The organism is Trinickia terrae (assembly GCF_005144415.1).
Classification (GTDB): Bacteria; Pseudomonadota; Gammaproteobacteria; order Burkholderiales; family Burkholderiaceae; genus Trinickia_A; species Trinickia_A terrae.
This window is the reverse complement of record NZ_SWJE01000020.1, coordinates 103,722-113,784: the sequence shown is the minus strand read 5'-3', so window position 1 is coordinate 113,784 and position 10,063 is coordinate 103,722. Positions and strand designations below refer to the sequence as shown.

At 60.3% G+C, this 10,063-nt stretch carries 12 protein-coding genes and 1 tRNA gene; 11 read left to right on the top strand and 2 right to left on the bottom strand.

Going from position 1 to position 10,063, the window contains the following annotated elements:
• Window positions 1–225: 225 nt before the first annotated feature.
• The 11 genes from FAZ69_RS29340 to FAZ69_RS29295 all read left to right on the top strand — a co-directional run bounded on the left by FAZ69_RS29340 (window position 226) and on the right by FAZ69_RS29295 (window position 8,993).
• Complete coding sequence (locus FAZ69_RS29340; RefSeq protein WP_169708800.1) at window positions 226–1,680, top strand: virulence factor TspB C-terminal domain-related protein; 1,455 nt, start codon at window positions 226–228, stop codon at window positions 1,678–1,680.
• Window positions 1,677–1,805, top strand: a complete 129-nt coding sequence (locus FAZ69_RS34280) for a hypothetical protein (RefSeq protein WP_255451588.1) — start codon at window positions 1,677–1,679, stop codon at window positions 1,803–1,805. The genes FAZ69_RS29340 and FAZ69_RS34280 overlap by 4 nt, the downstream gene beginning before the upstream one ends.
• A 124-nt stretch (window positions 1,806–1,929) precedes the next feature.
• Complete coding sequence (locus tag FAZ69_RS29335; RefSeq protein WP_136898590.1) at window positions 1,930–2,208, top strand: DUF2523 family protein; 279 nt, start codon at window positions 1,930–1,932, stop codon at window positions 2,206–2,208.
• Window positions 2,209–2,216: 8 nt separating this feature from the next.
• The gene (locus FAZ69_RS29330; RefSeq protein WP_136898589.1) at window positions 2,217–3,161 is read left to right on the top strand and encodes a zonular occludens toxin domain-containing protein; all 945 of its coding nucleotides are present in this window, start codon (window positions 2,217–2,219) and stop codon (window positions 3,159–3,161) included.
• Window positions 3,158–4,525 carry a type II secretion system protein GspD gene (locus FAZ69_RS29325; protein ID WP_136898588.1) on the top strand — a complete coding sequence of 456 codons (1,368 nt, stop codon included), beginning with the start codon at window positions 3,158–3,160 and terminating at the stop codon, window positions 4,523–4,525. Before FAZ69_RS29330 ends, FAZ69_RS29325 begins: the two co-directional genes overlap by 4 nt.
• Window positions 4,526–4,533: 8 nt before the next feature.
• Window positions 4,534–4,866, top strand: coding sequence for a hypothetical protein (locus tag FAZ69_RS29320; protein ID WP_136897471.1), 333 nt, complete (start codon window positions 4,534–4,536; stop codon window positions 4,864–4,866).
• Window positions 4,867–5,814: 948 nt separating this feature from the next.
• Complete coding sequence (locus FAZ69_RS29315; protein WP_439654812.1) at window positions 5,815–6,732, top strand: rolling circle replication-associated protein; 918 nt, start codon at window positions 5,815–5,817, stop codon at window positions 6,730–6,732.
• An 83-nt stretch (window positions 6,733–6,815) separates the two neighbouring features.
• Entirely contained in the window at window positions 6,816–7,670 is an 855-nt protein-coding gene (locus FAZ69_RS29310) for a tyrosine-type recombinase/integrase (RefSeq protein ID WP_136898586.1), read from the top strand.
• A gap of 144 nt (window positions 7,671–7,814) precedes the next feature.
• A complete protein-coding gene (locus FAZ69_RS29305; protein WP_136898585.1) occupies window positions 7,815–8,093 on the top strand; it encodes an H-NS histone family protein in 279 nt (92 codons plus the stop codon).
• A 136-nt stretch (window positions 8,094–8,229) separates the two neighbouring features.
• Entirely contained in the window at window positions 8,230–8,712 is a 483-nt protein-coding gene (locus tag FAZ69_RS29300) for a DUF2778 domain-containing protein (protein WP_136898598.1), read from the top strand.
• Window positions 8,709–8,993, top strand: a complete 285-nt coding sequence (locus FAZ69_RS29295; RefSeq protein WP_240702513.1) for a hypothetical protein — start codon at window positions 8,709–8,711, stop codon at window positions 8,991–8,993. Before FAZ69_RS29300 ends, FAZ69_RS29295 begins: the two co-directional genes overlap by 4 nt.
• Window positions 8,994–9,133: 140 nt before the next feature.
• Here FAZ69_RS29295 and FAZ69_RS29290 read toward each other — a convergent pair.
• Window positions 9,134–9,208: transfer RNA gene (locus FAZ69_RS29290), tRNA-Val, on the bottom strand.
• 73 nt (window positions 9,209–9,281) lie between these two features.
• Window positions 9,282–10,019 carry a DNA polymerase III subunit epsilon gene (gene dnaQ, locus FAZ69_RS29285; protein WP_136898584.1) on the bottom strand — a complete coding sequence of 246 codons (738 nt, stop codon included), beginning with the start codon at window positions 10,017–10,019 and terminating at the stop codon, window positions 9,282–9,284.
• Window positions 10,020–10,063 lie beyond the last annotated feature (44 nt).

The window sequence follows — 10,063 nt, the reverse complement described above, 5'->3', positions numbered from 1 at the left end:
CGTGGTGCGTGCGTGCTCTACGCGATTTCTTGAATTCGACGTGCGAGGGTTAGCGATGACGTGGTTCTACGAGTCGTTCGGCGTTGTGGTGGCGACCTGTTTGGTTGCCGGTTACATCATCTTCGGGTGATGGTCGTTTCGCGGCTGGGGGCTGCTATGCGATGTAAGGGGCTGGTGTGTCTAGCGCTGATTGTCGGTGTCATGTCGCGTGCGGAGGCGGGCACGGTGCTGGTGTTCGGTGCAGGCGGGAACGTGGTTTCGACTTATGTCGATTCGACTACGCCCTACACGTACGGAAAGATGCAGACTGAAACGTCCGGGCTGCTCTACGAGAAGCTGCTTTCGATGGGGCTTGAGGGTTCGGACGCGGCGGTCGTGAAGACTGTTCAGGGCGTCGAGTCGGTGGCGGTGAGTGCGGTGAATAGTGCTCGCGCGGGATACGGTGGGGGGTGGTTGGGTGTCGTCGTCTCGGGGGTGATTACGGCGATCACGCAAGCGGCGATCGCGCTTGGGCTCGACAAGCTGGTCACGTGGCTGTTTGGCTCGGGCGATAGCGTGACGGCGACGGGACCGTCCGCGAATCCCACAACGTGGATGTGGTGTTACAGCAATGTCTGGAGGCTGAATAGCTCGGGGTCGTTGACGACGGGTACGGATTGCAGTGTCGATCCGAATGCGCTGGCGCAGGCGGATGTAGCGGCCTTAAACAACGTGTACGCGGCGTATGAGGGGATGTCGACCTCCACGTTTTCGGCGGTGTCGTTGTCGGAAAGCAACGCAGCGGGATTCGCGCAGGGCTCGGCTACTGAGTCGTTCACGTTCAACGGCAACACGGGGCAGAACACGGTGACGTTTATTGAGGATCAGGCGTCCGATGTGAGCGCTCAGGGTTACACCGTGGTCCCGCCGCTTCAGGGCTATACGGCGGTGTCGAGCACGACGACTACGACGACGGATATTGCCACGGCGGTCGGTGGCATCCCGTCGTCGGAGCTGGCGCAGCCGATTAATCCCGAGCTGGCGGCGGATTCGGTTAATGCGTTGTGGAAAACAGCGTCTCAAGCGCCCGGCTATGCAGGCGTTCCATATAACGCGGCGAATCCGATTACGACGGCGGATGCGACGACGTGGCAGAACGCGAATCCGAGCTACACGCCAACGGTTGGCGATGCGGTTGGCACGGGGGCGGGCGTTGGCACTCAGGGCACGAGTGCGGGCGGTTCGCTTGGGTCGTTGCCGATCTCGGCGACGCCTGGATCGAGTGATCCGACGTCTGGGGTTAATCCGTCCAGCAGCACGGGCACTGGCACGAGTACGAGTACGAGTACGAGCACCGGCACGAGCACCAGTACGGGTTCTTCTTCTGCCTCGGCGACGGCTGCGACAAGTGCAAGTGATCCGTGTGTGACTGATCCGAATGCATCGGCGTGTGCGTCGCTTGGGACGGCACCGGCTGCGCCTTCGTTGGTCGCGAGCTCGGTCAGCGTTTCGATGTCGCCGTGGAATATCGGTCCCCCTAACGGGACGTGTCCGGCTCCGTTGTCGGTGACGATCCTCGGTTCGCCGTACGCGTTCGCGTACGACCCGCTCTGCACGGCTGTGCAGAAGCTCCGTCCGCTGGTGCTGGCGCTGTGTGCGCTGGCGGCGGCGCTTATCGTTGCAATGGGGGTGAAGGCATGAAGGTGCTCGTGGTGTGTGGCGCGGTGATGTTTGCTTTTTTTGTCTACATGATTTCGTCGATGGTGCATCAGACCGAGAGGGCGACGGATGCGGTCGATCAACTGGTCGCGAGGGTCGGGAAATGAGGGGGCGCAGTCTGATGCGGCGTGAGGTCGCGGTGTTGTCGGTGCTGTTGGCAATCGACTGCTTGTTGGTGTCGCGGGCGGTGCACGTCTTCCTTCGAGCTGGGCACACGCTGGGGTGGTGACGATGACATGGGCGACGTTTCTTCTGAGCTTGGTTCAGCCGATCATCTTCAATGCGCTGGTGGCGTTGGGCGTCGGCGTGCTGACCGTGACCGGCATTGATCTGGCGGTCAACACGGCGATGTCCTGGCTGACGTCTTCGGTCGGTGGCTTTGCGTCCGATCTGGTGAACGTGCTGGCGATGGGCGGCGTCTTTCAGGGCTTCGGGTACATCGGCGGTGCGATCAGTGCGCGGGTGGCGATGGCCGGGGCGTCGAGCATGAAGAAGTTCTTTTTGAAGTAGGGGGCACGATGGCGATCCAACTGATCACGGGGGTGCCGGGCAGTGGGAAAACGCTGTTCGCGGTCTCGCAGCTGCCCAAGGAGATCAAGGCAGGGCGGCGCATCGTTGCGAATGGCATTCGCGATCTCGCGATTGATCACGAGCTGTGGGACGACGACATGGTGCGCGAGTGGCACAAGCACTGTCAGCCCAATGACGTGATTGTGATCGATGAGGTGCAGCGCATTTGGCCGCCCGTGTCGGCCTCGGTGAAGCCGACGGAGGATATCGAGAAGCTGCACGTGCATCGGCATTTCGGCGTGGACATTGTGCTCATCACGCAGCATCCGAATCGCATGAACAAGGTCATTCGTGACCTCGTTGGGCGGCATGTTCACGTCAAGCGCCTGTTTGGCGGGCATAAGGCGATGCTGTACGAGTGGGACCACACGCACAACCCGAACAGCGGCTTGAAAGACGCGGTCAAGACGCCGTGGTTTTACCCGAAGAAGGTCTTCGAGCTGTACACCAGCGCGGAGCTCCACACGAAGCCGAAGGCGGTGATTCCGAAGGCGCTGTTCGTGCTGCCGGTGGCGCTGATCTTCGCCGTGGTGTTTGCGTGGAAGGGCTTCATGGGCGTCTCCGCGATCGGCAAGCCGAAGGGTGCGGAGTCGGGTGGCGGGTTGTTCGGTGCGGGCGGTGCGTTCGGCGCGTCTGTGCCGGGTGCTTCGTCGTCGCCGTCGAGGGCACAGGCCTCGCAGGCATCGGAGGAGTGGCACGTGGCGGGTCAGTTCGCGATCGACGGGCAGGGGTATGTGCTGCTGGCCGACAACAGGGGGCGTTTCCGGCGGGAGTCGGCGTCTGACTTTAGGGGCGACAGGCTTGGGGTGACGGGGATGGTCGACGGCGAGCGGGTGGCGGTGTGGACGGGCGGGCCGGTCGGTGACGGTATCGACGGCGGGGTGCGCAAATGAAACATGTGGCGCGCGTAGGGTGTGGTCTGCTGTTGTCGTGGTCGGTACTTGCGGCGGAGGCGGTGCCGCCGATTCCAACGTTGCCGGTCTCGTCGGCGTCGGGTCTCGTGGCGCCAGTGGTTGTTGAGCCTCTTCCTTCGGTGCCGTTGCGGCCGCTTCCGCGAGTCAATGGCGGGGCGTTCGATCTGCGGTTCGTGAACGTCGGGCAACTGGTGGATCTGCTGTACGGCGAGGCGATGCATGTACCGCACGTCATCAGCTCGGAGGTGTTGCAGGACACGCGTCAGGTGTCGTTCCAGTACGACGGTAAAGCAGCAGACCTTCGGGCGTTCGTGAAGGTGTTCTTGGATTCGCAGGGGTTTGAGGTCAACACGCGAAACGGCGTCGATTTCGTCTCGAAGAAAAGCGGTGCTACGCCGGTCGATCGCGAGACCTACGTGTATACGCCGCGCTATCGCAGCGCTGATTACCTGCTGAAGCTCGTGCAACCGCTGTTCGGTGATCGTGTGTCGAGCATGGCGGAAATGCCGTTGCCGTCAACCACGGCTAGTCCTGCGTCGGGAGTGTCTGCGGGTGCTCCAACCGCGGCGTCGGACGTGATGCCGGTGAATCGGGCACCGGCGGCGTCGGCTGCGGATCAGTTGGTCTTCGCGGGGCCTGTGAGCGACGTGAAGCAACTCAAAGCCTTGTTGCCGCAACTGGATACGGCGGTGGGCGAGGTCGTGGTTCGCGGCTGGGCCTATGAGGTTGACGACACGGACGGCAGTAATACCGGTTTCAGCATCGTGTCGAAGCTGCTCGGCGTCGGCGTCCAGCTCGGTAGCGGCACGACTCAGACGGATTCGACGGCGTTGCAGTTTGGCGCAGGCCGGTTGGGCTTCACGATATCGGCGCTTGCGTCTGACTCACGCTTTCATGAGGTCAGTTCGCCGAACGTGCGCTGCGTGTCGGGCCAGCAAGTGAAGCTCAATGTGGGGCAGCGGGTGCCTACGGTGTCAAGCGTGAGTTATCAGGGCACCAGCGGCACGCCGGTTCAATCGGTCGAGTATCAAGACGCGGGTGTCATCTTCAACGTCACGCCAACGGTATTGCAGGACGCTATCCAGCTCGCAATCGATGAGGAGATATCGAGCTTCGAAGCGACGACGACCGGCGTCAACAACTCGCCGACGAAAAGCACCAGGTCATTGCAAACGGTCGCGGCGCTCAAGGATGGCGAGGTGATTGTGCTCGGCGGATTGATTCAGGACAGCGACAGCGAGACGCATGGCCGTGAGCGGTTCTTGCCCGCGTTCCTGGGCGGTCATACCCACTCGAGTGGGCGTACTGAGGTCGTGCTTGTGTTGCAGGTTCAGAAAGTCTAGGGGGCGTTATGGAGCGGGAGCGGATTAAGGCGGATGCAGTTGCTCGTGAGTTGGCGCTTGATGCTTTGAGGTCGGGTGTGTGGTTTGTGACGATGCTGGTGTTTGCGTGGTCGGTCTTTGAGTTGTTCGAATCGGCTGGCGAGCATGCGAAGGGAGCACCGATTTCCTCGTTTGGTGCGTTGCCGATGGATGGACTTGTCGCCGTGTGTTGCGGACTGATCTTTGCGATGGTCTTGATTGCGGTACTGACGGCGTTTTTCATTCGCTCCGCCTATCTCGACCTCGGACGTAAGGTGAAGCGTCTGCGTCGGCGTGTGGATGAATTGCGTTCCGGCCTGTAGTCAGGTCCAGAAGTTGTTGGTGTGAATGAGGCGGTCGATTACCAAGTACGTCGCCGTGAAAATGAGTGACCACAGGATGGCTGGTTCGGCGAATTCGCGTAGCTGGTGGGAGCGAGGCTTATGTAGGTGCCTTAGGGCAGGGTGGACGTAACCGCGTAGGGGCGGCTTTGGGCTGGCGCGACGCCTCATTTCCTCTTTGTACCAATCGCGGTCGTCCAAGCTCATTTGGTTTTCCCCGGGGTGTCGTTTGTTGTGGGCGGGATTTTACCAGTCGGTAATTGGTGTGAGGCGTCTAGCGTCAGGAGTGTCCCGCCGTGGCCGAAGCGAGGTAGAGCGATGGCGGGCCTGCGGAGTGTGGCGGTTGCCGCGCGGCTCAGCGCGGCCTGCGGGACCGAGTAGCGGGTATCGGCAGGCAGGCTGAACGGAGGCAGCGCGCCAGAACGCGGCGACTCCTCCATGCCAAGCGGGTTTTGTCGGGCGCGCGGGGTGCGGTTGGGCTGGCGTATAGCGCGCTGGCGGGCTTGCCGGTGGTGCGGTGGGGTGTGAGCGGGGCGCGGGGGCGCGCAGGCCTACGGCGAGCCGCAGGCCGCAGAGGCCGGCGCGCGCAGCGCGCCTAAACTTGTACCTCTAACACTTAACGGAAATGCAGACGAAGCCAGGCTCTATCAGGAGGTAGAGAAGGGCTCAGACGAAAAAAATCCCGGGTATCCATGCGTGGGGTGGATGCCCGGGACGACAAGACGGCGGACGGCTGGTGGACCAGTTGAGAAAACACCAGCCTGGGGTTTCCCGCCGGATGCGAAAGATATCAGGTTCGGGGCGAGTGGCAAAAAGAAAAACCCGGCGATCGTTGGCGCGATCCCGGGCGGTGACAAACATCGGATATACGAGGTATCCAACGTGAGTGATGGCATTGTAGGTCAAAAAACGCTGTCTTATCAAAGCGTTCTGAATCAGTACGACTCTCCCCAAGCATTGAACGCAGCATCGCTGCGCGGCGAGCCGATTCCGGCATACGAGTCTGAGGGGCCGTTCAGCGATGAGTACATCATTCGTTCGCAGCGGTTCGAAGACGGTCAGCAAGAGGTCGTTGCGTTCAGCGTTGCCATTCAACGTCGCTTTCACGAGTTGCGGCTGCGGCCCCGGGGGATGCGTGGCAAGCGCGAAAAGCTGGAAAGCGAGACTGGCGACGATGTGTCGGAGAAGGCGGCGAAGTCGCTCAAAACGTCCGTAGAGCGATCCAAGCGCATGATTCGCAAGCGCTGCAAGGCGATCCGCGCGGATCGCATGCTGACGCTAACAATGCGGCGCAATGAGGCGTCGATTGAGGTATGGGCGAAGGCCTGGGACGAATTCAGGCGGCGGCTGAATCGGTTGCAGGATTTTCACTACGTGGCGGTGCCTGAGCGGCATGAGCGCGGCGGATGGCATATGCACGTGGCGGTGAGCGGTCGGCAGAACTGGAAGCTGCTGCGTTCGATTTGGCTGTCGGTTATTAGCAAGCTCGGCACGGATGGCGCGGTGAACGATAGCTCTGGCAACCGAAAGCTCCAGGCGCTCATGAAGAAGATAGGCGGCAAGGGTCGTGCGATGCGACACCGGATCGCCACGTATATCGCCAAGTACGTCGGCAAAGACTCTGACGTGTCGACGTTCAACAAGAAACGGTATTGGACAAGCCGGGGCATCGTGGTGCCGGAAGTGACGACGTACGTGCACCTCGGCCCCGAGTATCAGGCGCGGGATGCTGTGGTGGCGGCGCATCGGTGCGTGCTGGGGAACGGCGCAACGTGTGACGGCGCTCAGTTCTATTGGAACCAGGGCATAGGCGTTTTCTGGATGGCAACGGGGAACGTGGATAGTTGAGTGGTCGGTAAACGGCCGTTTAAAGTCTTACTAATTGTCTGACGTTATTACGCATATTCAACCCGGCATGTGGGGCGTCATACATGGTGTTTGAGGAAGTGGTCGGCATCTATCTGGCGGCGAAGAGCCATCGGAGCAAACAGCGTGATCTGTATTCGTTGAAGCGCCTGCAGCCGTATTTTGGTGGCCGTAGGCTGGTCGAGCTGCGGCGGGCGGATGTCAGGGCGTACGTAACGCTGCGCCAGGGCGAGGGTGTATCGCAGGCGACGATTCATCGCGAACTGCGCTTTTTTTCTGCTGCGATCAATTTTGTCCGGCTGGAGCATGACCGGAACGACCTTCCGAACCCTGTTGCTCGTCTTGGCCTGGGGGAAGCGTCTGGCCGGGTGCGATGGATCACGCGCCGGGAGTCAGACGGCCTGATTGTTGCCGCTTCCCAGTTTGCGCGTAGGCCGCACTTGGCAAACTTCATCCGCTTGGCCTTGAACACGGGCTGTCGGAAAAATGAGCTGTTGCGCCTGGAGTGGTCCAGGGTCGATCTAGAGAAGTCGATACTATGGTTCGAGCCAGAGCACACGAAGAACGCGAAGCGGCGAACGGTGCCGCTCAACGAAGCTGCTGTAGTCGCGCTTCGAGATCAGCGGCGATGGCTGTCGGTCAACGTCCCTCGGGCGAATTGGGTGTTCGCCGTCAATGGTGATGCTCGTTTGACAACCATTCAGAAGGGCTTTCAGGCGGCATGCGACCGCGCAGGCATTGAGGATTTTCGAGTGCATGACTTGCGGCACACCTTTGCTTCCTGGCTGGTGATGGCCGGTGTCTCACTATATGTCGTAAAAGAACTGCTCGGGCATTCCTCGATTACTGTGACAGAGCGGTATGCACATTTAGCGCCGCACGTCGGGCGGTCGGCAGTTCAGTTGCTGCTGGATGTCTAGCGCGCAATTGCTGTCCTGCATACTGTATTCGCATGCGAAAAGAAAGCGCTGATTGTCAGGGCTTTCTGTCTAGGGTGTATTGCATCGCGATTTATATCCATTTCAGCTAAGATTGTCCCGTAGGGTTATTAGTGGAGACATATCTTGAATTATCGTGATCTGCAAGCTGAGCTCAAACGGTTGGACCAGGAAATCGAGCGTGCAAAAGACGCTGAATATGAGTCCACGTTAGCGAAAGTGCGCGAAACTGTCGCTGCGTTTGGCTTCACGTCGGCCGAAATTTTCGGACGAAGTAACAAAAAATTCATTAGCAGCATCGCTCTCTATCGCCATCCTGAAACCGGCGCGACTTGGGGCGGTCGCGGGCCGCGTCCAAAGTGGCTCAAAGGAAAGGATCTCGCGTTGTTTGTCATTAAGAAGTAGCTCAGGAATTGGCGCGTTGTCGTAGTCCGCGAACTCGGCGCTGCTTTCGTCGGGGTGGATGGTGCAATTCGATATTGTGCCGGAAAGACGGGAGGGGATGGTATTCTGGCTAATCTTCATACAAAAAATGAATGCCATGCCCCTTCGCTGCACATTTGCTCTCAACGGCCAAAGCACTTCTTTTTTAAAATGTCCTGGCGTAGGCGTTATGGCTGCATTCTCGGGGCATGGGGCCGGACGCAATAATCCGAATGCCACGGGCAGGGAAGATGTCGGGCCGATCCCGAGAGGCACCTACTATATTGTCGATCGCCAGTCGGGCGGGCGTTTCGGTTGGTTTTACGACCTGTGGGGCAAGTATGGGTACGGATCAACCGACCATACGCAATGGTTCATGCTTTGGAACGGCAGGACTGGTGACAGTACATATGTCGGACGGGTTAAGCGCGGTAGTTTTCGATTGCATCCGGTCGGTCGGATGCGGTTGAGCGATGGATGCATTACGGTGATGAGTCCGCCGAAGTTCGCTCAGTTTGCCGACGCGCTGCGGAAGAGCGGGGCGGATATATCGGTCCCAGGGACTACTCTGAAAGCGTACGGAACGGTTGACGTGCAATGAAACGAACTGCGTTGATTACGCTGAATGTGCTCTTAACGCTTGTGGGCGGTTGGGTTCTCGCGCACCTAGTCGCTGCGTTGCCTATCGCGATGCCTGATTTCCTCGATGACGGGCTACGGGCCGTGCTGCGACTCGTCGGGCACTCCGAGCTAGCCAACCCGGACGATATGCCAGCGCTGGCGCTGATGCTGATCCTTGTGCTTTCGTGGATCTTGGTCGGCGTGTTGGTGGCGGTAGCGAATCTAGTTGTTCGCAAGCGGTGGAGTGTTCGGCGTCTGTAGGTTGGATATCCCCATTTGCCACAAAAAAAGCCCCGACGAATCGGGGCTTTTTCGTTACTGCACTAGCAAAAACATCCTGTTGGCCGGATGAGCCGGTTAAACCAGCCCATGAGGCGTTTCAGAAGTCTTCGGCCAAATTCTGGTGGGTAGTACTGGGATCGAACCAGTGACCCCTGCCGTGTGAAGGCAGTGCTCTACCGCTGAGCTAACCACCCGAAGAGCCTCGAATTATGTCAGAGCTTCGCGGACTCGTAAAGCACTTTTTAAGCGGCTTGCGTGCCTGAGCGCCTACGCGGCGTCGGCGGCCTCCGCCGGGGCCGGCTCGCGCCGCCACACGCTCGTCCCCTTAATTGCCTTGTCGAGGTTGTCGAGCACGGCCTGATGCGCCGCAAGCTCGTCGTCGCTGGCGGCGAGCACCGGCAGCGACAGCGATTCAAGGGCGACACGCGGACCAGAGGCATCGCCTCCCGCAGTCTGCGTCTCCCCGAGCATGTCGATGACGAGGCTCTCCTGACCGCGCGTCATCGCCAGATACACCTCGGCGAGCAGTTCCGAGTCAAGCAGCGCGCCGTGCAGCGTCCGGTGCGCGTTGCTGATGCCGAAGCGGTCGCACAGCGCGTCGAGCGAGTTGCGCTTACCAGGGAACATCGACTTCGCCTTGACGAGCGTGTCGATCACTTCGCCGCAGGTCTCGGTGAACGGCGGCAGGCCGAGCAGTGCGAACTCGGCGTTGAGAAAGCCGAGGTCGAACGGCGCGTTGTGAATGATGAGCTCGGCGTCCTGCAGGAAATCGCGCAACTGGTCGGCGATCTCCGCGAATTTGGGCTTGTCGCTCAGGAACTCGGTCGTCAGCCCGTGGACGGCGAGCGCGCCCGGGTCGCTGTCGCGCTCCGGGTTGATGTAGAAGTGCAGGTTGTTGCCGGTCAGGCGGCGGTTCACGAGTTCGACGCCGCCGATTTCGATGATGCGGTCGCCCGTGCGCGCGTTGAGGCCGGTGGTTTCAGTGTCGAGGACGATTTGGCGCATGGTGTCGGATAGCCCGGTGATTCAGTTTCAGTGGAGGACGCGAG